17 protein-coding genes and 1 riboswitch are annotated in these 21,350 nt (G+C 73.7%); of the genes, 7 read left to right on the top strand and 10 right to left on the bottom strand.

All coding sequences use genetic code 11. From position 1 onward, the window contains the following. The first annotated feature begins 34 nt into the window (after positions 1–34). Complete coding sequence (locus ACIRPX_RS31520) at positions 35–763, top strand: ZIP family metal transporter (RefSeq protein WP_404201596.1); 729 nt, start codon at positions 35–37, stop codon at positions 761–763. Positions 764–780: 17 nt separating this feature from the next. Here the strand turns inward: ACIRPX_RS31520 and cobI are convergent, their stop codons facing one another. From cobI to ACIRPX_RS31470, 10 genes are all read right to left on the bottom strand, one after another. Beyond that, a complete protein-coding gene (gene cobI / locus ACIRPX_RS31515; protein ID WP_404201594.1) occupies positions 781–1,512 on the bottom strand; it encodes a precorrin-2 C(20)-methyltransferase in 732 nt (243 codons plus the stop codon). Further along, the gene (locus ACIRPX_RS31510; RefSeq protein WP_404201592.1) at positions 1,509–2,858 is read right to left on the bottom strand and encodes a cobyrinate a,c-diamide synthase; all 1,350 of its coding nucleotides are present in this window, start codon (positions 2,856–2,858) and stop codon (positions 1,509–1,511) included. Before ACIRPX_RS31510 ends, cobI begins: the two co-directional genes overlap by 4 nt. Then, entirely contained in the window at positions 2,852–3,451 is a 600-nt protein-coding gene (gene cobO / locus ACIRPX_RS31505) for a cob(I)yrinic acid a,c-diamide adenosyltransferase (RefSeq protein WP_404201590.1), read from the bottom strand. The genes ACIRPX_RS31510 and cobO overlap by 7 nt, the downstream gene beginning before the upstream one ends. Further along, entirely contained in the window at positions 3,451–5,436 is a 1,986-nt protein-coding gene (locus ACIRPX_RS31500) for a putative cobaltochelatase (RefSeq protein ID WP_404201588.1), read from the bottom strand. Before ACIRPX_RS31500 ends, cobO begins: the two co-directional genes overlap by 1 nt. Next, positions 5,433–9,086 (bottom strand): cobaltochelatase subunit CobN, encoded by a 3,654-nt coding sequence (gene cobN / locus ACIRPX_RS31495; protein WP_404201586.1) that lies wholly within the window; start codon positions 9,084–9,086, stop codon positions 5,433–5,435. The genes ACIRPX_RS31500 and cobN overlap by 4 nt, the downstream gene beginning before the upstream one ends. After that, entirely contained in the window at positions 9,083–10,594 is a 1,512-nt protein-coding gene (locus ACIRPX_RS31490) for a cobyric acid synthase (RefSeq protein WP_404201584.1), read from the bottom strand. Before ACIRPX_RS31490 ends, cobN begins: the two co-directional genes overlap by 4 nt. Then, positions 10,591–11,532 carry a cobalamin biosynthesis protein gene (locus tag ACIRPX_RS31485; protein ID WP_404201582.1) on the bottom strand — a complete coding sequence of 314 codons (942 nt, stop codon included), beginning with the start codon at positions 11,530–11,532 and terminating at the stop codon, positions 10,591–10,593. The genes ACIRPX_RS31490 and ACIRPX_RS31485 overlap by 4 nt, the downstream gene beginning before the upstream one ends. 100 nt (positions 11,533–11,632) lie before the next feature. Continuing rightward, positions 11,633–11,775, bottom strand: a riboswitch (cobalamin riboswitch). A gap of 137 nt (positions 11,776–11,912) precedes the next feature. After that, positions 11,913–12,140 carry a hypothetical protein gene (locus tag ACIRPX_RS31480; protein ID WP_404201580.1) on the bottom strand — a complete coding sequence of 76 codons (228 nt, stop codon included), beginning with the start codon at positions 12,138–12,140 and terminating at the stop codon, positions 11,913–11,915. A 34-nt stretch (positions 12,141–12,174) separates the two neighbouring features. Continuing rightward, complete coding sequence (locus ACIRPX_RS31475; RefSeq protein WP_404201578.1) at positions 12,175–13,425, bottom strand: anion permease; 1,251 nt, start codon at positions 13,423–13,425, stop codon at positions 12,175–12,177. Between the two features lie 152 nt (positions 13,426–13,577). Continuing rightward, on the bottom strand, positions 13,578–14,327 hold the full coding sequence (locus tag ACIRPX_RS31470) for a lysozyme (RefSeq protein WP_404201576.1): 750 nt from the start codon (positions 14,325–14,327) through the stop codon (positions 13,578–13,580). Positions 14,328–14,523: 196 nt separating this feature from the next. On the opposite strand from ACIRPX_RS31470, the gene ACIRPX_RS31465 reads away from it, so the two are divergent. The 6 genes from ACIRPX_RS31465 to ACIRPX_RS31440 all read left to right on the top strand — a co-directional run bounded on the left by ACIRPX_RS31465 (position 14,524) and on the right by ACIRPX_RS31440 (position 21,331). Continuing rightward, complete coding sequence (locus ACIRPX_RS31465; RefSeq protein ID WP_404201574.1) at positions 14,524–15,255, top strand: class II aldolase/adducin family protein; 732 nt, start codon at positions 14,524–14,526, stop codon at positions 15,253–15,255. Positions 15,256–15,368: 113 nt separating this feature from the next. After that, positions 15,369–16,487 (top strand): alpha/beta hydrolase, encoded by a 1,119-nt coding sequence (locus tag ACIRPX_RS31460; protein WP_404201572.1) that lies wholly within the window; start codon positions 15,369–15,371, stop codon positions 16,485–16,487. 191 nt (positions 16,488–16,678) lie between these two features. Continuing rightward, on the top strand, positions 16,679–18,070 hold the full coding sequence (locus ACIRPX_RS31455; protein ID WP_404201570.1) for a hypothetical protein: 1,392 nt from the start codon (positions 16,679–16,681) through the stop codon (positions 18,068–18,070). A 187-nt stretch (positions 18,071–18,257) separates the two neighbouring features. Beyond that, positions 18,258–19,856, top strand: coding sequence for a ribosomal protection-like ABC-F family protein (gene abc-f, locus ACIRPX_RS31450; protein ID WP_404201568.1), 1,599 nt, complete (start codon positions 18,258–18,260; stop codon positions 19,854–19,856). A 335-nt stretch (positions 19,857–20,191) separates the two neighbouring features. Beyond that, positions 20,192–20,410: a helix-turn-helix domain-containing protein gene (locus ACIRPX_RS31445; protein ID WP_019758351.1), complete on the top strand. Its 219-nt coding sequence runs from the start codon at positions 20,192–20,194 to the stop codon at positions 20,408–20,410. 117 nt (positions 20,411–20,527) lie between these two features. Beyond that, complete coding sequence (locus ACIRPX_RS31440) at positions 20,528–21,331, top strand: enoyl-CoA hydratase/isomerase family protein (RefSeq protein WP_404201565.1); 804 nt, start codon at positions 20,528–20,530, stop codon at positions 21,329–21,331. The last annotated feature ends 19 nt before the right edge of the window (positions 21,332–21,350 follow it).

The following is a 21,350-nucleotide window of genomic DNA, read 5'->3' as shown; positions in this document are numbered from 1 at the left end:
GCGCGAACGGCCGTTGATCGGATAACAAGGCCCCATGGCGGTCTTCGTCGCGCTCGGCGCGTTCCTGATGACGCTGGCCGGCGGCTGGACGGCACAGCGGGTGACCGACCGCCGCCATCTGGTCCTCGGGCTGGCCGGCGGACTGATGCTCGGTGTCGTCGGCCTGGATCTGCTGCCGGAGGCCCTGAAGGCGGCCGGCGGCGAGGTCTTCGGCGTTCCGGCGGCCCTGCTCCTGTTCGTGGCCGGCTTCCTGCTGGCCCACCTGGTGGAACGGCTGCTCGCCGCCCGCCAGGCCTCGCACGGCGGGGAGGAGAGCAGCGGCCGGGCCCCGGAGGTGGGTCTCACGGCGGCCGCGGCGATGGTCGGCCACAGCGCCATGGACGGAGTGGCGATCGGCGCGGCCTTCCAGGTCGGCGGCGGCATGGGCGCGGCGGTCGCGCTGGCGGTGGTCGCGCACGACTTCGCGGACGGCTTCAACACGTACACGATCACGAGCCTGTACGGAAACGCCCGCCGCAAGGCGCTGACCATGCTGTTCGCGGACGCGGTGGCGCCGGTCGCGGGCGCCGCCTCGACCGCGTTCGTCACCATCCCGGAGGGCCTGCTCGGCGGCTATCTCGGTCTCTTCGGCGGCGTACTGCTCTACCTCGCCGCGGCCGAGATCCTGCCCGAGGCGCACCACGAACACCCCGCCCGCTCGACGCTGCTGTTCACTGTCGCGGGCGTGCTGTTCATCTGGCTCGTGGTGGGCCTCGCCGGCTGAGGGCCCGCTGCGGGACGTCACAACTTGCCGCCCCGCCCGCCGTCGCGCCGCGCGGGCGCGATCAGCGTGGAGAGGTACGGCAGCGGGGCGCCGTCGAGCTCGGCGGCCGGCCGGATCGACTCGGCCGCCAGCCCGAGCGCGGAACCCCACACGGCGTCGTCGAGGCGCCCGGTCTCGCGCAGCGCCTCGGCGACCTCGGCGGCCTGCCGGCCGAACTTGTAGGCCACGACGGTGCCGGGCCCGGCCAGCGCGTCCTTCAGCACGGCCGCCCCGGCCGTGACGGGCACCAGGGTGAGCGGCTCGGTCCCCTCGGTGAGCACGGCCCCGGAGCGCGCCGCCAGATCCTGCATGGCGGTGATCCCGGGCACGGTCTCCACCACGCTCCCCGGCACCAGCGCGGCGATCGTGTGCGCGAGATAGGTGAAGGTCGAGTACACGTTGGGGTCGCCGATGGTGGCGAACGCGACGGTCCCGCGCTCCCGCAGCAGCTCGGCGACCCGCGCCCCGGCCGCGTCCCAGGCGGCCTCGCGCCGGGCGTGGTCGCTGCGCTCGTTGAGCGCGAACACCACGCGCACGACCTTCTCCCCGGGCACGTAGTGCAGCACGGTGGCCTCGGCCCGCCCGCGCTCACCGGTGTCCATCACCGGTACGACGACGACGCCGGCGTCCCGCAGGGCGTTGACCCCCTTGACGGTCACCAGCTCCGGATCGCCCGGGCCCACCCCGACTCCGATCAGCCTGCTGCTCATGACGTCCGGCACCTCTCCACGAACCGACGGGCGACACCGGGCTCGGACGCCCAGTGCGTGTGCAGATAACTCGCGTGCACGCCTTGTTGTACGAAGCCCTCGACGCGGCGTTCAGGAGCGCGCACCCCCCAGGCGGGAGCCGCCCCCGCCCCGGGTTCGACGACCGTCCGGTGGAACTCGTGCCCCCGCATCCGGGTCCCGGCGGCCGCCAGCGCACTGTCGCCGACGGCGACCGCGTCCCGGTACCCGAGCGTGAGCCGCGGCGACATGCGGGCGGTCGCGTCGATCACCCCGCACATGGGCAGCCCGTCCAGCTCCCGGCACAGGTACAGCAGCCCGGCGCACTCGGCGGCGACGGGAGCGCCGCTCTCCGCGAGGCTCGTGACGGCCTTGCGCAGGCTCTCGTTGGCGGACAGCTCGGCGGCGTACTCCTCGGGGAAACCGCCCCCGACGACCAGACCGCGCGTGCCGTCGGGCAGCCGCTCGTCACGGAGGGGGTCGAAGACGACGACCTCGGCACCGGCGGCGGCGAGCAGCTCGGTGTGCTCGGCGTAGGAGAAGGTGAACGCGCTTCCGCCGGCGACGGCCACCACCTCACCGCTCTTCGCGCCGGCCGGGGGCGGTTCCCACGGGGTGCACGACAACGCTCCCGCGCCGCGCGCCAGCGCCATCAGCTCCTCCAGATCGCACCCCTGCTCGACCTGCGCCGCCATCGCGGCCACCGCGGCCACGGCCGCCGACCGCCGTTCGGCCACCGGCACCAGCCCCAGGTGCCGTGAGGGCGTGTCCACCTGGGGAGCGCGCCGCAGCACACCGAGGACGGGCACGCCCGCCTGGTCCAACGCCTCCCGCAGCAACTCCTCGTGCCGGTCGGACGCCACCTTGTTCAGGATCACGCCGCCGACCCGCACCTGCGGGTCCCACGAGGCGAACCCGTGCACCAGCGCCGCCACCGACCGCGACTGCGAGGACGCGTCCACGACGAGCACGACGGGTGCCCGCAGCAGCTTGGCGACGTGGGCGGTGGAGGCCAGTTCGCCCTCCCCGGCCGCGCCGTCGAACAGCCCCATCACGCCCTCGACGACGGCGACGTCGCACCCGCGCGCCCCGTGCGCGAACAGCGGCCCGACCAGCTCCGGCCCGCACAGGTAGGCGTCGAGGTTGCGCCCGGTGCGCCCGGTGGCGAGTGCGTGGTACCCGGGGTCGATGTAGTCCGGCCCGACCTTGTGCGGGGAGACGGCGAGCCCCCGCGCGGCGAACGCGGCCATCAGCCCGGTGGCGACGGTGGTCTTGCCGCTGCCGGACGACGGCGCGGCGACGACCAGCCTGGGCACGGCACTCACCACTCGATGCCCCTCTGGCCCTTCTGGCCGGCGTCCATGGGGTGCCTGACCTTGGACATGTCGGTCACGAGGTCGGCGAAGCCGACGAGCTCCTCCGGCGCGTTCCGCCCGGTGATCACCACGTGCTGGGTCCCGGGCCGGTTCCGCAGCACCTCGACCACCTCGTCGGTGTCGACCCATCCCCAGTGCATCGGGTACGCGAACTCGTCGAGGACGTAGAGCCGGTACGTCTCGGCGGCGAGATCCCGCTTGACCTGCTCCCAGCCCTCCCGGGCCTTCTCCTCGTTGTCCGTCTGGGCGTCCCGCTGGACCCAGGACCAGCCCTCGCCCATCTTGTGCCAGTCGACCGTCCCGCCCTCCCCGGACGCCCCCAGCACCCGAAGCGCGTTCTCCTCGCCGACCTTCCACTTGGCCGACTTCACGAACTGGAACACCCCGATCGGCCACCCCTGGTTCCAGGCCCGCAACGCGAGCCCGAAGGCGGCGGTCGACTTGCCCTTCCCGATCCCGGTGTGCACGACCACGAGCGGACGGTTACGGCGCTGACGGGTCGTCAGCCCGTCGTCCGGCACGGCGCTCGGCTTCCCCTGCGGCATTACGCGGCCCTCCTCTGCACGTCCTTCACGAGCCCGGCGATCGAGTCCGCACGCAGCTCCTCCAGCGTCACGGCGGCGCCGCCGAGCTCGCCCGCGAGCTGCCCCGCGAGCCCGAGCCGCACGGGCCCCGACTCGCAGTCGACGACCACGGAGGCGACGCCCTCGGCCGCGAACAGCCGGGCCGCCCGCCCGGCGAGCACGACGGGCTCGGGCCCACCGGTGGCCCTCCCGTCGGTCACCACGACGACCAGCGCGCGCCGGGCGGGGTCCCTGAGCCGCTCCACCCGCAGCACGTCGTGCGCCTTGAGCAGCCCGGCCGCGAGCGGGGTGCGCCCGCCGGTCGGCAGCGACTCCAGCCGGGCGGCCGCGGTGTCCACGGAGGAGGTCGGGGGCAGTGCCACATCGGCGTCCGATCCCCGGAACGTCACCAGCCCCACCTTGTCCCGCCGCTGGTAGGCGTCCAGCAGCAACGACAGCACGGCGCCCTTCACGGCGCTCATCCGCTGCCGCGCCGCCATCGACCCGGAGGCGTCGACGACGAAGAGCACGAGGTTGCCCTCGCGCCCCTCGCGGGTCGCCTGCCGCAGATCGTCGCGCCGGACCACCAGCCCGCGACCGGAGCGTCCGCGCGCCCGCTGGTGCGGCGCGGCGGCCTGCACGGTCGCCGCCAGATGCAGCTTGGTGAGGGCGCCGCGGGGCCGCCGCGCCCCCGTCGTCCGCCCGTGCTCGGTCCGGGCCCGCGAACGCCGCCCCGCGGCGCCCTCCCCGATCCCGGGCACCCGCAGCACCTTGGTCCGGAAGGGCTCGGCGGCGCGCACGGCGGACCGTTCCCCGGCACCGGAGGGCTGCGGCGCGCCGTCCTCGCCGGACTCGGGACGGGCGCCGCCGTCATCGCCCCGCGGCCCCTCGTCCGGCGCCGGCTGCCCGCCGCCCCCGCCGGGACCGCCGTCCGGGCCCGGGTCGTCGTCCTGCGGCCCGGAGAACTCCTCCAGCGTCTCGTCCAGCTTGTCCTCGTCCAGGCCCGGCGCGTCGAAGGGGTTGCGGCGGCGCCGGTGCGGCAGCGCGAGCAGCGCCGCCTGCCGTACGTCCTCGGCGAGCACCTCGGTGCGCCCGGCCCAGGCCGCGAGCGCGGTGGCCGTACGGGCCATCACGATGTCGGCGCGCATGCCGTCCACCTCGAAGGCGGCGCAGGTCGCCGCGATCTGCCGCAGCGCCCCGTCACCGAGCCGCACCGACGGCAGCAGCTCCCGTGCCGCGACGATGCGGTGGCGTACGGCGGCCTCCTCGCCGGCCCAGCGGGCCGCGAAGCCGGCCGGATCGTCGTCGTAGGCGAGCCTGCGCCGTACGACCTCGACCCGCCGGTCCGGCTCCCGCGAGGCCGCGACCTCGACGGTCAGCCCGAACCGGTCGAGCAACTGCGGCCGCAGCTCGCCCTCTTCGGGGTTCATGGTGCCCACCAGCAGGAAGCGGGCGGCGTGCCGCACGGAGACACCCTCGCGCTCCACGTACGAGGCGCCCATCGCGGCGGCGTCCAGCAGCAGGTCGACCAGGTGGTCGTGGAGGAGGTTGACCTCGTCGACGTAGAGGACGCCGCGGTGCGCGTCGGCGAGCAGGCCCGGCTCGAAGGCCTTCACCCCCTCGGCCAGCGCCCGTTCGATGTCCAGGGCGCCGACCAGCCGGTCCTCCGAGGCGCCGACCGGCAGCTCGACCATCCGCGCCGGCCGGGTCTCGAACGCCCCCGGCTGGTGCGGGCCGTCCGGGCAGGCCGGGTCGGGGGCGGCCGGGTCGCAGGAGAAGCGGCACCCGGAGACCACGTCGAGGTGCGGCATCAGCGCCGAGAGCGCGCGCACGGCCGTCGACTTGGCGGTGCCCTTCTCGCCGCGCACCAGTACTCCGCCGACCGCCGGTGAGACGGCGTTCAGCAGCAGCGCGAGCCGCAGGTCGTCCTGGCCGACCACGGCCGTAAAGGGGAACGGGGTGGTCACTTCTCGCCCTCCAAGTCGCCTTCCAGCTCCAGATACGTGGCGCGCAGCCGCTGCAGCGTCTCCGCGTCCGGCTCGGCCCACAGCCCCCGGTCCGCGGCCTCCAGCAGCCGTTCGGTGATCCCGCGCAGCGCCCACGGGTTGGACTTCTTCATGAACTCCCGGTTCTCCGGGGCGAAGACGTACTCGGCGCTGAGCTTCTCGTACATCCAGTCGTCGACGACCCCCGCCGTCGCGTCGTACCCGAAGAGGTAGTCGACGGTCGCCGCCATCTCGAAGGCGCCCTTGTAGCCGTGCCGCCGCATCGCCGCCATCCAGCGCGGGTTGACCACACGCGCCCGGAAGACGCGGTGCGTCTCCTCGCCCAGCGTGCGGGTCTTCACCTGGTCGGGGGTGGCGGAGTCGCCGACGTACGCCTCGGGGCTCTCGCCGGTCAGATGGCGCACCATGGCGACCATGCCGCCGTGGTACTGGAAGTAGTCGTCGGCGTCGACGAGGTCGTGCTCGCGGGTGTCGACGTTCTTGGCGGCGACCGCGATCCGCCGGAACGCGGTCTCCATGTCCTCGCGCGCGGCCCGCCCGTCGAGCCCGCGCCCGTAGGCGTAACCGCCCCACACCGCGTACACCTCGGCGAGGTCGGCGTCGGAGCGCCAGTTGCGGGCGTCGATCAGGGGCAGCAGGCCGGCGCCGTACGCGCCCGGCTTGGAGCCGAAGATGCGGGCCGTCGCGCGCCGCCGGTCGCCGTGCCCGGCGGTGTCCCGGTCGGCGTGCGCCTTCACGAAGTTGCGCTCGGCGGGCTCGTCCAGCTCGGCCACCTGGCGCACCGCGTCGTCGATCAGCCCGACGACGTGCGGGAAGGCGTCCCGGAAGAAGCCGGAGATGCGGACCGTGACGTCGATGCGCGGGCGCCCGAGCTCCTCGAGCGGGACGATCTCGAAGCCGGTGACCCGGCGCGAGGCGTCGTCCCACACCGGCCGGCAGCCCAGCAGCGCCAGGACCTCGGCGATGTCGTCGCCCTGGGTGCGCATCGCGGACGTGCCCCAGACCGTCAGGCCGACGGACTTCGGGTACTCGCCCGTGTCCTGCAGATACCGCTGCACGAGCGAGTCGGCGAGCGACTGCCCGACCTCCCAACTCAGCCTGGACGGAATGGCCTTGGGATCCACCGAGTAGAAGTTGCGGCCGGTCGGCAGCACGTTGACCAGACCGCGGGTGGGGGAGCCGGACGGCCCGGCCGGGACGTAACCGCCGTCGAGCGCCTTGAGGATGTGGCCGATCTCGTCGGAGGTGCGGGCGAGCCGCGGGACGACCTCGGCGCACGCGAACTCCAGCACCGCGACGGCGTCCGGGAGTTCGGTGCCCAGCACCTCACGCACGAGCGGGCCGCTCTCGGCGACCGCCCAGCCGCGCTCCTCCATGCCCTCGGCGAACCGCCGGCACAGCTGCTCCAGCAGGTCGATCGCGTCGGCGGCCGACCGGGAGGGCCCCTCCACGAGATCCGTGAGCTCCGCCGGCACCTTCACCGGTGCGCCCGGCTCGGCCAGCAACTCCTTCTCCACCAGCCCGAAATGGGCGGCCAGCGAGGCCCTGAGCCCCGGCAGCGCGTTCGCCTGCCCGCCCCACACCTGCGAGGAGCGCAGCACGGCGAGCACGAGGTTCACCCGCGGCTCGCCGACCGGGCCGCCGCCCAGGATGTGCAGGCCGTCGCGGATCTGCACGTCCTTGATCTCGCACAGATAGCCGTCGATGTGCATGACGAACTCATCGAAGTCGCCGTCGTCCGGCTGCTCGTCCACGTGCAGGTCGTGGTGGAGCTCGGCCGCCTTGACCAGGGTCCAGATCTGCGCGCGCACCGCCGGGGCCTTCGCCGGGTCCAGGTCGGAGACGAGCGCGTACTCGTCGAGCAGCTGCTCCAGCTTGGCCAGGTCGCCGTAGGTGTCGGCGCGCGCCATCGGCGGCACGAGGTGGTCGACGACCGTGGCGTGCCCGCGCCGCTTGGCCTGGGTGCCCTCACCGGGGTCGTTGACGATGAAGGGGTAGACCAGGGGCAGTTCGCCGAGCACGGCGTCCGGCGCGCAGCCGCGGCCGAGCCCGAGTCCCTTGCCGGGCAGCCACTCCATCGTGCCGTGCTTGCCCATGTGGACGACGGCGTCGGCCCCGAAACCGTTCTCCAGCCAGCGGTAGGCCGCCAGGTAGTGGTGCGACGGCGGCATGTCCGGGTCGTGGTAGATCGCGATCGGGTTCTCGCCGAAGCCGCGCGGCGGCTGGATCATCACCACGACGTTCCCGAACTGCAGGGAGGCGAGCACGATGTCGTCGCCGTCGACGTACAGCGAGCCCGGCGGCTCGCCCCACGCCTCGGTCATCGCGTCTTTCAGACCGGGGTCGAGCTGTTCGAACCAGGCGCGGTAGTCGGCGAGCGGCACGCGCGCGGGCGCCGCCGCGAGCTGGTCCTCGGTCAGCCACTCGACGTCGTGCCCGCCCGCCTCGATGAGCCGGTGGATCAACTCGTCGCCGTTGTCGGGGTATTCGCTCACCCCGTATCCGGCGTCCCTCAGCGCGTCCAGGACGCGCACCGCCGACGCGGGCGTGTCCAGGCCGACCGCGTTGCCGACCCGGGAGTGCTTGGTGGGGTACGCCGTGAAGACGAGCGCCAGCTTCTTCCCGGCGTTCGGCGTGTGCCTCAGCCGCGCGTGCCGTACCGCGATTCCGGCGACCCGCGCGGCCCGCTCCGGGTCGGCCACGTACACGGGCACGTCGTCGGGGCCCGGCTCCTTGAAGGAGAACGGGACGGTGACGAGCCGCCCGTCGAACTCCGGGATCGCGACCTGCATCGCCGCGTCCATGGGGGACAGGGCGGCGTCGGACGCGTCCCAGGCCGCCCGCGAGGACGTCAGGCAGAGCCCCTGCAGCACCGGGACGTCGAGGTCGGCGAGCGCCCCGACGTCCCACGCCTCCTCGTCGCCGCCCGCCGACGCCTGCGAGGCGTGGGTGCCGCCCGCGGCCAGGACGGTGGCGACCAGCGCGTCGGCCTTCGCCAGCAGCCCGTACAGGCCCGCGTCGGCGCCGCGCAGCGAACCGCAGTACACGGGAAGGGCGTTGGCGCCGCGCGCCTCGATCGCGTCGCACAGGACGTCCACGAAGGCGGTGTTGCCGCTCAGCTCGTGCGCCCGGTAGAAGAGCACGCCGACGGTCGGCCGTCCCTCCACGAGCGCCCGCCCGCCGTGGACGCCGTACTCGGGCATCTTCTGCGGCTCGACGAACCCCTCGCCGGTGAGCAGCACCGTGTCGGACAGGAACCGGGCGAGTTCGGTGAGGTTGGCGGGCCCGCCCTCGACGAGGTATTTCAGCGCCTCCGCCACCACGCCCGCGGGCACGGACGACTCGGCCATCAACTCCGCGTCCGGTACCGCCTCCCCGCCCAGCAGCACGGTCGGCACGCCGGACGCCCTGAGCGCGGCGAGCCCGTCCTCCCAGGCCCGCTTCCCGCCGAGCAGCCGTACGACGGCGATGTCGGCGCCCGCGAGGAGAGCGGGCAGCTCCCCGGCCACGTCCAGCCGGGTGGGGTTGCCGATCCGGTACGAGGCACCGGACGCGGCCCGCGCGGCCAGCAGATCCGTGTCGGCGGTCGACAACAACAACACTGTGCTCATGCGGGTGCTCCCGGTGGGATGAAGGGCAGTCCTTGCGGCGCGCCGGACTCGATGAGCCGCCACAGCGCGTCCGTGTCCGCGTGCTGTTCGATCAGGTCGCCGAGCCGGTCGAGCTGCTCCTCGCGCAGCGCGGCGAACGAGGTGTCGGGGGCCGGCACGAACCGGCGGCCCGCGGCGGCCGCCACCTCCCGCAGGAAGGCCCGCCGGAACCCGTCCGACTCCAGCGAGCCGTGCCAGTGCGTGCCCCAGGTCCGGCCGACCCGGCAGCCGTCGAGGAAGGCCTCGCCGCCGCTGATCGAGGCGACCCCGTGATGGATCTCGTACCCCTCGACCGGTTCGCCGAGGGCCCGCCCGGCCGGACGGGTCAGGGTCTTCTCGCGGGCGAACCGCACCCGCACGGGCAGGACCCCGAGCCCCGGGACCGCACCGGCCCGTGACTCGACCTCGTCCTCGATGTGCTCGCCGAGGATCTGGAAGCCGCCGCAGATGCCGAGGACCGGGCGCCCCTCCGCGGCCCTGGCGACCAGGGCGTCGGCGAGCCGGCGCTCCCTGAGCCACTCCAGCGCGCGGACCGTTCCCCTCGTGCCCGGGAGGACGACGAGATCCGCGTCGGCCAGTTCCTCCGGCCGGTCCACGAACCGCACCACGACGCCGGGTTCGGCCGCCAGCGCGTCCACGTCGGTGAAGTTGGACATGAGCGGGACCGCGCACACGGCCACCCGCAGCACGTCCGCGCCGACCGGGGCAGCGGTGTGCGACTCCCGGACGGTCCCGCGCAGCGAGACGCGCAGTCCGTCCTCCTCGTCGATCCCGAGCCCGTGCCGGAAGGGCAGCACGCCGTACGTCCGCCGTCCGGTGAGCCCGTGCAGCATGCCGAGCCCGGGCTCCAGCAGACTCACGTCGCCCCGGAACTTGTTGACGAGGAACCCGGCGACGAGTTCCTGGTCCTCGCGCGAGAGCAGCGCGACGGTCCCGAAGAAGGACGCGAAGACGCCGCCGCGGTCGATGTCGCCGACGACGAGCACGGGGAGCCGCGCGTTGCGCGCGATCCCCATGTTCACGATGTCGGTCCGCCGCAGATTGATTTCGGCGGGGCTGCCGGCCCCCTCGCAGATCACCGCGTCATACGTGCCCCGCAACTCGGCGAGGCAGTCGAGCACGGTCCCGAGCAGCTCCCGCTGCCGCCCGCCGTGATAGCCGCGCGCGCTCAGCTCGCCGACGGGCTTGCCCATCAGCACGACCTGGCTGCTGCGCTCCCCGCCGGGTTTGAGGAGCACGGGGTTCATGAGCGCGGTCGGCTCGACCCGGCACGCCTGCGCCTGCATCGCCTGCGCCCGCCCGATCTCGGCGCCCTCGCGCGTCACGAACGAGTTCAGCGACATGTTCTGCGCCTTGAAGGGCGCGACCTTGACGCCCTGCCGCACCAGCCAGCGGCAGATCCCGGCGGTCACCACGCTCTTGCCGGCGTCGGAGGTGGTACCGGCCACGAGAAGCCCGCCACCGCTCATGAGGTCCGTCCCTTCACCACGAGGCGTGCGGCGGCACTGACGCCGAGGGCGAGCAGGGCGACACGCCTGGAGAGCCGTACCGCCCGCTCGATGTCGCGGACCTCGGCCAAGCGGCCTTCCCGGTTCAGGACCGGCCGGTGCTCGACCCGTCCCCCGTACGACAACGTCCCGCCGAGCCGCACGCCCAGGGCGCCCGCGAAGGACGCCTCGACGGGCCCGGCGTTGGGGCTCGGATGCCGGCCGGCGTCGGCACGCCAGGCGCGTACCGCCCCGCGGGGGTCGCTTCCGGCGGCCGTCGCCAGCAGGGCGGTCAGCCGGGCCCCCGGCCACCCGGCGACGTCGTCCAGCCGGGCGGAGGCCCAGCCGTAGCGCCGGTACCTGGCCGACTTGTGCCCGACCATGGCGTCAAGGGTGTTGACGGCCCGGAACCCGAGCAGCCCCGGCACTCCGCCGACGGCGCCCCACACCAGCGCCCCCACCACCGCGTCGGAGGTGTTCTCCGCGACGGACTCGACGACGGCCCGGGCGATCCCGTCGGCGTCGAGCGCCTGGGGGTCCCGCCCGCACAGATGCGGCAGCCGCGCCCGCGCGGCCTCCACGTCCCCGGACTCCAGGGCCCGTCCGACGGCCCGGGCCTCGCGGGCGAGCGAAGTCCCGCCCACCACGGCCCAGGTGGCGGCCGCGGTCAGTGCGAGGGAGGCGGCACGGGAGGGACGCAGCCGGGACTCCGCCACCGCGCCGAGCGCGACCGCGCCTCCGGCGCACACGGCGGTGTGCAGCGCGCCCCACCCGCGGTGGTCCCGCCACAGCACCTTCTCCACGGCAGCCGCGGCGCGTCCGAAGACGGCGACCGGATGCCCGCGGCGCGGATCGCCGAGGAGCTGGTCGCCGAGGAGTCCGGCGGCGGCGCCGTACGCGAAGACGCGACCGGCACGCATCGCGCTCAGCCGGCCGCGGGGACGGGCAGACGTCGGGCGTCGGGTCTCAACAGGCAGCCGCGCATGGCGATATGTCCTCACTCAGGGTGTCCACGCCCTGGTTCGACGAGACCGGCGGTGGGAGTTCCTGGCTCCCGGGGCTACCTACCCCGGTGACAGTGGCGGGACCGCGCCGGACTCGCACCGGCTTCCTCCCTTGCCGCCGTAAATGGCTCCGGCAGTCCACCACGCGCCCGAACGGCAGTCAACTTGCCGTTGACCTGCGGCGGGGGAGTGTGCTGAGGCCCACACGCGGGAGGTCACGGGTGTCACGCACACGCGTGGTGCCGGGACGGATCACCGGCCCGCCACCACGCGTGCGTCGGTCTTCGGCCCGGGCCTCAGCCCTTCGCCGTGATCAGATGGATGCCGTACGCCACCGCCGCCGCGCACGCCGCGAAGCACACGTACGCGCCGGTGACCGCGAGGGTGGCCGAGTTGCCCTGGGCCGTGGCGCGTTCGCGGCGGGACAGGCCCATGATGCCGAGGGTGAACAGGACGACGAGGCCCACGGTGACCGCGAGGCTGACGCCGAAGACGGAGCCCAGAGCTGCCCAGTCGATCTTCATGCTGCTTCTCTTCCTTCGTACCGGGTGCGCCGGCTCAGACGGTCGCGGCCGGCGGGGTCGCCGCCGCCGGGTCGGTGGCGGGGGCCGGGGCCGCGATCGTGGACGTGAGCTCCTCGGCCGCCGCGCCGGTCGGGGGCGGGGTGACGGCGGCGATGGCCGTGGTGACCACACCGGCCGGCTCGTCGACGTCGTTGACGTTCGCGGCGTTGACGACCTGGCGGCGGGAGAGCACCCAGATCCCGGCGCTCGCGGCGACCAGGAAGACGGCGATGGCGGCCGTGCCCCCGTCGCCGAGCTCGGTCACCTTCTCGGCGCCCGCGCCGACGAGCGCGGCGGCCGGCAGGGTCAGCACCCAGGCGAGGGACATCCGGCCCGCGGTGGACCACCGCACCACGCCGCCCTTGCGGCCCAGGCCCGCGCCCATCACCGAGCCGGTGACGGCGTGCGTGGTGGAGAGCGAGAAGCCGAGGTGGGAGGAGGCCAGGAGGACGGTCGCCGCGCTGGTCTGGGCGGCGAAGCCCTGCTGCGGCTGAAGGTCGGTCAGGCCCTTGCCCATCGTGCGGATGATGCGCCAGCCGCCGATGTAGGTACCGAGCGCCATGGCGAGGCCCGCGGAGAGGATGACCCAGGTGGGAGGGTTGGAGCCCGGGGCGAGGGTGCCCCCGGTGATCAGGGCGAGGGTGACGATGCCCATGGTCTTCTGGGCGTCGCCGGTGCCATGGGCGAGCGAGACCAGGGCGGCGGAGGCGATCTGGCCGACGCGGTAGCCCTTCCTGGCGGCCCGGGTGTCGGCGTTGCCGCGGCCGGCGGTGTAGGTGAACCGGGCGGCGACCGCGGCGGCGATGCCCGCGACCAGCGGGGCGGCGACCGCCGGGATGATCACCTTGGTGACGAGCACGCCGGAGTGGACGGCGCCGGTGCCCGCGGTGGCGACCGCGGCGCCGATCAGACCGCCCATCAGGGCGTGCGAGGAACTGGAGGGGAGCCCCACCAGCCACGTCACGAGGTTCCAGAGGATCGCGCCGACCAGCGCCGCGAAGATGACCTCGGGACGGATGCCGGCCTCGTCGACGAGGCCCTTGGAGATCGTGTTGGCGACCTCCACCGACAGAAAGGCGCCGACAAGGTTGAGCACGGCGGACATGGCCACCGCGACCTTGGGCTTGAGCGCGCCGGTCGAGATGGTCGTGGCCATCGCGTTGGCGGTGTCGTGGAAACCGTTCGTGAAATCAAACGCGAGTGCGGTCACGACCACAATCGCGAGGATCAGCGAGAAGTTTTCCATTTACCCAGGCAATCGTTCGAAGTCATCGGTCGGTTGACCGTAGGAAACCTGAGTGAACGGAAGATGAACTGAGCAGGGCTTCGAGGTGACCTGATGAGGGGGTCGCCGCTCCGACCCGGCGCGGCGGCCCCCTGATCCCCTGCGCCCCTTGGTCAGTGGCCCCTGGCGAACTTCTTCAGCTGGGCCTGGGAGCCGTTGAAGAGATTCTGGTCACCCGGCAGGCTGCCCTTGCTGCCGTACTGCCAGAAGGTCCAGTACGACCACCCGGCGGGCAGCGAGCCCGAGGCCGCGGGGTTGCGGCCGGCCAGCCACAGCGCATGGTCCGGGGCGAACGCGCGACTGCGCCCGGTGCAGGTGTTCCACCAGCGGGCGGTCGTGTAGATCACCGGCCGGCGCCCGGTGCGCCGCTTCACCTCGTCGCTGAACGCGTGCAGCCAGTGGACCATGCCCGCCTTGCTCAGGCCGTAGCAGCGGTGCCTGGCGCTGTAGGGGTTGTATTCGATGTCGAGCGCCGGCGGCAGGGTCCGGCCGTCCGCGCGCCACTGCCCGCCGTGGCGGACGAAGTACGCCGCCTGGGCCGTGCCCGAGGACCGGTCCGGCAGCGCGAAGTGATAGGCCCCGCGGATGATGCCCGCGTCGCGGGCGCCGTTGTACTGCCGGGTGAAGTACGGGTTGCGGTACGTGGTGGACTCGGTCGCCTTGACGTAGACGAATCTGGCCCCCTTGGCCTTCGCCCGCGACCAGTCGACGTTCTTCTGGTGCGAGGAGATGTCGTGCCCCTTCGGCAGGCCGGCCGCCGAGGCCGGAAGCCCGGCGAGGGCGCTGCTTCCGACGGCGAGAGCCGCCACGGAGACCGCGACGGCGCGGCCGCGGCGGCGGAACGCCCGGTGATCACGAGCCATGTTTCCCCCCGGAATGGCGACGTGCACGGCGGTTCGACGGGAGGCTACTGGTCGCTCGTCGCCGGTGCGGTGAGCTCCGGCCAAGCATGGCGAGAGAGTGATTTGTCGTCATATGTGATCTTTCGGAGGCTCGGCCTCCGTCCTGAAGTGCCCCCGGTCCGACCGCGTGTCGGCCCGCGCCTGGCAGGATCGCGGCATGGCTGAGCAGCGGCGGGACCGGCGGGACGGACGGGGTGCCCGGGAGGGCGGACAGGATGGGCCGGAGGGGTGGCGGAGGGATGTGCTCCCCGAGGAGGCGCGCGCCTGGGAGGCCCTCGTGGCCACGGCCCGCCGCACCGTGTCCGAGGGGCTGGTCGTCGGCACCTCCGGCAACGTCTCGGTGCGCGTCGGCGAGACCGTGCTGGTCACGCCGTCGGGCGTGCCCTACGACCGGCTCACGGCCGAGGACGTGACCGGCGTCGGCCTCGACGGCCGGCAGGTGCTCGGCACCCTGGTCCCGACCAGTGAGCTGCCCATGCATCTCGCCGTCTTCCGCACCACCGAGGCCCGCGCCGTCGTCCACACGCACGCCGTGCACGCGACGGCCGTCTCCACCCTCGTCCCCGAGCTGCCGACGATCCACTACATGACCGCCGCCCTCGGCGGCCCCGTCCGAGTCGCCCCGTATGCGACCTATGGCAGCGACGAGTTGGCCGAGAACATGCTCCGCGCGCTGGCCGGCCGCACCGGATGCCTCCTGGGCAACCACGGCACGATCACCTACGGCGCCACCCTGGACCAGGCCTACGACCGCACCGCGCAGCTGGAGTGGATGTGCCGGCTGTGGCTCACGGCGTCGTCCGTGCCGGGCCTGTCGCCGTCCCTGCTCTCCGGCGGGCAGCTGGCGGAGGTGGCCGAGAAACTGCGGGGGTACGGGCAGCGCGGGTGACGCCGCGCGGTCACCGCACCAGGGGGAGCGGACCACGCGGTCACCGGGAGCCCGCGTCACCCCGTGCCGTCCTCCCGCTGGCCCGTCCCCGGGTCCGCCGGGACACTGGAGGGGTGCGCACAGTCAAAGCGACGGCCGCGGCCGTCACCGTAGCCCTGGCGGCCGGCGCGGCGAGCGTGGCGGCGGGCCGGTTCGCGAGCGACGCAGCGCTCAAGGCGCCCCCGGGCAGACCGCTGCCCACCGAGCCCCGGCTCACCGTGCACGCCACGGCCGCGGGCCAGATCGCCCTCACCCGCGACCTGGCCGCCCTGCGCCCCGGCGTCTACGGCCTCGCCGGCGACGGCACGCACGCGGTCGTCGGCGAGGTGCTCGACAGCACCACGCACTCCGCCGACTCCGTCGTGCGGCGCCTGGAGCGGGTCACGCGGGGCACGCTGCAGGCGGGCGACAAGGTGCGGCTGACCCCGGCCGTGCACGTCGGCGATCCCCGCTCCGCCCTCGGCCTCGACCACCGCGACGTCGAGATCCTCGGCGAACTGGGCGCCCTGCCCGCCTGGTTCGTGCCCGGCGTGCGCGACACCTGGGTGATCACGGTGCACGGCCTGGGAGCCACCCGCGAACACCCCATGAACGTCATGGAGTTCCTGCACCGCCAGCGCTTCCCGGTGCTCGACCTCGCCTACCGCGGCGACCGCGGCGCACCCCGCTCCCCGGACGGCCTGAACCACCTGGGCGAGACGGAGTGGCGCGACGTGGACGCGGCGGTCCGGTACGCCGTGGACCACGGCGCCCGGCAGGTGGTCCTGCACGGCTGGTCCACCGGTGCCACCATGGCGCTGCGCGCCACCGTGCGCTCCGCGCTGCGCGAGCGGATCACGGGGCTGGTCCTCGACTCCCCGGTCCTCAGCTGGCCGACGACGCTGCGCGCCCTCGCCTCGGCCCGGCGCACCCCGGGCGCCCTGCTGCCGCTCGCCGTACGGGCCGCCCAGGGGCGCACGGGGCTGGAGCGCGACGGCGCCGCCGAGGCCGAGCGGCTCACCGTACCGACGATGATCTTCCACGGCCCGGACGACACCCTGGCCCCCTGGGACCACTCGCGCCGGTTCGCGAACGCCCGCCCCGACCTGATCGCCCTGCACACCGTCGCGCAGGCCCAGCACGGCGCGATGTGGAACGCCGGTCCGCAGGCCTACGAGGAGCAGCTGCGCCGCTTCCTCACCCCGCTCATGTGACCCGCCGCCCGGCCGCGCCCGCGGGGCCGGCGAAGGCGCACCGGTACGGTCGGCGCGGTTCCGTTTAAGGCCGTACGACTGGCCTGTTCCCGGCCCCGAGGTGCCCGCCGGGCCCCGTGCGTTGGCCAGTCCCGTCGCCCGCCGTCACATTCCGTTTGGGTTTTCGGACCGTCAACCGGAAGACTGCACCCGTGACGTCCCGTATCCCGCGCGACTCCAGGCTTCGACTCGTCCGCCCGCGACCCCTGGCCGCCGCCCCCACAGCAGTGAACCAACGGCGCCCACGCCGCCCCGCGCCCCGCCCTCCGGAGGGCACACCGGCACCCGTGGAGCTGGCCAGAATGGCGCGCTCCGGACTGGCCGCCGCGGCCCGCGTCGCCCGCTGGGCCGACGCCGCGCTCGGCCCGGGCGGCGACGGCGCCACGGCGGACGGCAAGGCCACCCTCTCCGACGAGACCGCCGAACGCGCCTCGGCGGAACTGGGCCTGAGCCCGGCTCAGGTCCGCGCGGACTGGGACACCGCCCGCCTCGCCGGCCTCATCGAGGTGCACGGCGACCGCGCCCGCCCCGGCTGGCGGCTGCGCGCCTGGAACCGCGACGACAGCGCCGTGCTGCGCGGCTGGGTCGCCCTCTTCGACGCCTGGTCGCTCGCCCACCCCGAGCCCGCGGAGCACGAGCCCGCCGCAGTCGCCGAGGTCGTCTCGGCCATGCCCCAGGTGCTCTCCTTCCTCCAGCTGTCCGCCGGGCCCGTCCCGGTCGACCAGCTCCTCGACCTCCTGGAGCAGCGGGTCACCGAACTGCGCACCGAGCGCTGCGAGATCCCCTACGGCCCGCAGCCGGAGCCCGTACGGCAGCCCGCGGACACCCCGCTCGCCCCCCTCCTCGACTGGTCCCTGCACGCCCTCGCCGCCGTGGGCGCGCTGACCTACGACGCCGCGCACGCCACGCTCACCCCGCTCGGCAACTGGGCGGTCTGGGTCAAGCTGGAGCAGATCTGCGTCGCCGCGCAGAGCCCCGCCGGGAACATCGAGCAGGCGGCCGAGGACATGCTGCGCGGCTGCGCCCAGCTGCGTCCCAACGCCGCCCGCGCCGAGTACCGCGCCTGGCTCGCCGCCCGGCCGGTGGGCAGCGCCGTCACCGAGCTCATCGACGCGGCGCGCGGCGACGACGCCCTGCTGCGCGGCCTCGCCTTCGAGGCGCTGCGCGTGGTCGGCGCCCCCGCCGAGACCGACGTCAGCGCCGTCGTCGAGGAGCCCGCGCTGCGGCCGTACGCGCTGCTGTGGCTGGCCGAGCACGACGGGGTGGACCCCGAGGACGCCCACGAGGTGCTCACCCGCGAGGAGGCCACCTGGCTGTGGGTCGACACCGCTGCCGCCGTCGCCGACCACGGCGAGGCCCCGATGCTCGTGCGGCATCTGGAGTCGGCCGTGCAGGCGACCGTCCCCTCGCTGCTGGACGAGGTGCGCGCCGTCGGCCACCCGCGCACCGTGCAGGTCCTGGTCGCGCTCGCCGCGGCGCACCCCGACCCCGCCCTGGCGAAGGCCGTGCGCCGCGCCGCCTTCCAGGTGCACACCGGCGGCTGAGCCGGCAGGCGCACGCGCGCCCGGGCGTGCCCTTCGTCACGCCCGGGCGGCCGAACGCACGGACCCGGAAAAACTGGTTGCATCGCCCCGTTAGACTTGGCCCATGGCCATTCTCCTCGCGCATTAGACGGCGGGAACGTCCTCAGCCGCCCACACCCGCCACCCCTGTCTGCCCTGGAGCCTGTCCGTGATCTCCGCCTCCGGTATCGAGCTGCGCGCCGGCGCCCGCGTCCTCATCGAGTCCGCCACCTTCCGTGTCGCCAAGGGCGACCGCATCGGCCTGGTCGGCCGCAACGGCGCGGGCAAGACCACCCTCACCAAGTGCCTGGCCGGCGAGGGCATCCCGGCCGCCGGCCAGATCACCCGCTCCGGCGAGGTCGGCTACCTCCCGCAGGACCCGCGCACCGGGGACCTCGACGTCCTCGCCCGCGACCGCGTCCTGTCCGCGCGCGGCCTGGACGTCCTGATCCGCAAGATGCGCGAGAACGAGCAGCGCATCGCGAACGGCAAGGGCAGCACCCGCGAGAAGGCCCTCAAGCAGTACGAGCGCCAGGAGACGGAGTTCCTCACCAAGGGCGGGTACGCCGCCGAGGCCGAGGCCGCCACCATCGCCGCCGCGCTCAACCTGCCCGACCGGGTGCTCGGCCAGCCGCTGCACACCCTCTCCGGCGGTCAGCGCCGCCGTATCGAACTGGCCCGCATCCTCTTCTCGGACGCGGACACGCTGCTGCTCGACGAGCCCACCAACCACCTCGACGCGGACTCGATCATCTGGCTGCGGGACTACCTGAAGACGTACCGCGGCGGCTTCATCGTGATCTCCCACGACGTCGACCTGGTCGAGACGGTCGTGAACAAGGTGTTCTACCTGGACGCCAACCGCGCCCAGATCGACATCTACAACATGGGCTGGAAGCTCTACCAGCAGCAGCGCGAGGCCGACGAGAAGCGCCGCCGGCGCGAGCGGGCCAACGCCGAGAAGAAGGCCGCCGCACTGCATTCGCAGGCCGACAAGATGCGCGCCAAGGCCACCAAGACCGTCGCCGCGCAGAACATGGCGCGCCGCGCCGACAAGCTGCTCGCCGGTCTGGAGGCCGTCCGCCAGTCGGACAAGGTCGCCAAGCTGCGCTTCCCGGAGCCCGCGCCCTGCGGCAAGACCCCGCTGATGGCCGAGGGCCTGTCGAAGTCGTACGGCTCGCTGGAGATCTTCACCGACGTCGACCTGGCCATCGACAAGGGGTCGCGCGTCGTCATCCTCGGCCTCAACGGCGCGGGAAAGACGACCCTGTTGAGGCTCCTCGCGGGCGTCGAGCAGCCGGACACCGGCGCGGTCGTCCCCGGCCACGGCCTCAAGCTCGGCTACTACGCGCAGGAGCACGAGACCCTGGACCCCGACCGCACGGTCCTGGAGAACATGCGCTCGTCCGCCCCCGACATGGACCTCGTCGAGGTCCGCAAGGTCCTCGGCTCGTTCCTGTTCTCCGGCGACGACGTCGACAAGCCGGCCGGGGTCCTCTCCGGCGGCGAGAAGACCCGGCTGGCGCTCGCGACCCTCGTCGTCTCCGCCGCGAACGTCCTGCTGCTCGACGAGCCCACCAACAACCTCGACCCGGCCAGCCGTGAGGAGATCCTCGGTGCCCTGCGCACGTACCGGGGCGCGGTCGTTCTCGTCACCCACGACGAGGGTGCCGTCGAGGCGCTGCAGCCGGAGCGGATCATTCTGCTTCCGGACGGTGTCGAGGACCTGTGGGGCTCGGACTACGCGGATCTCGTCGCCCTGGCTTGATCGAAAGCGTGATCCACAGCGTATGGATCATTCGGCCCACAGGTGATCCATCATCTGTGTGAGATCTCCTCGTACCGAGGTGTGTCCTACAACGAATACGCGGCCGGGCCCTTTGTCCGCGAGGGCCTCGCCGGCGTACGCCGCTGACCTGCCACTTCGCGGAACAACCCGTTCGGCGGTACGAACGGCGCCGCGTGGAATTCCGGATTCCTCTTGTGGGGATGCGCTCCTGTCGTCACATCCCTGTCTCGCGGACCTTGCCGAATGGGTGGCCATGAAGCCCCGGAGGGGTGATCATGAGGAGACCAGAGCGCACTTCCCATGAGGAGGCACGGGTGGCCGAGACTCTGAAGAAGGGCAGCCGGGTTACCGGCGCCGCGCGCGACAAGCTCGCGGCAGACCTGAAGAAGAAGTACGACTCCGGTGCGAGCATTCGGGCACTGGCCGAGGAAACCGGCCGCTCGTATGGCTTCGTACACCGGATGCTCAGCGAATCGGGCGTCACGCTCCGTGGGCGTGGCGGGGCTACGCGGGGAAAGAAGGCCGCAGGCTGACCCCGGGCGGCCCCTCGGCTCCGATGGTGGCCACCCGGTCGGTCGGACGATCGGCCGGGTGGTTACTGTGCAGTCACTTAGCTCTGCTCTGCTGACCGCACTCATCGGAGGCGCCCCATGGCCACGCCCGCCAAGGACCTCGGTCCCGTACTCGACAAGGACGGCGTACGGCTCACCGTCGACGACGCCATCGCCACGGTGACGCTGACCAACCCGGCCAAGCGCAATGCGCAGAGCCCCGCGATGTGGCGGACGCTCGCCGAGGCCGGGCGGGTCCTGCCGGGGTCGGTCCGCGTCGTCGTGCTGCGTGCCGAGGGCCAGTCGTTCTCGGCCGGCCTCGACCGGCAGATGTTCACGCCCGAAGGCATCGAGGGCGAGCCGACGTTCATCGATCTCGCACGCAGCAGCGACGGTGAACTCGACGCCGCCATCGCCACCTTCCAGGACGGCTTCACCTGGTGGCGGCGCAGCGACCTCGTGTCCATCGCCGCCGTGCAGGGGCACGCCATCGGAGCGGGCTTCCAGCTCGCCCTCGCCTGTGACCTGCGCGTCGTCGCCGACGACGTGCAGTTCGCCATGCGCGAGACCAGCCTCGGGCTGGTGCCGGACCTGACGGGCACGCACCCGCTCGTCGGGCTCGTGGGCTACGCCCGCGCCCTGGAGATCTGCGTCACCGGCCGCTCCGTCCAGGCCGAGGAGGCCGTCAGCACGGGCCTCGCCAACCTCGCGGTCCCGGCCGACCAGCTCGACGGCGCCGTGCACGACCTGGCGTCCGCGATCCTGGCCGCGCCCCGCGACGCCGTCATCGAGACGAAGGCCCTGATCCGCGGAGCGCACGGCCGCTCCTACGACGACCAGCGCGCCGCCGAACGATCGGCCCAGTCCCGCCGCCTGCGCGACCTCGCGGGCCTCGGCGAGTAGCCCCGAGGCGGCCTCCGGG

The organism is Streptomyces sp. NPDC101225, from assembly GCF_044767585.1.
In the GTDB taxonomy this organism is placed as follows: domain Bacteria; phylum Actinomycetota; class Actinomycetes; order Streptomycetales; family Streptomycetaceae; genus Streptomyces.
The sequence above is the reverse complement of the archived record's forward strand: the minus strand, read 5'-3'. Positions and strand labels throughout refer to the sequence as shown.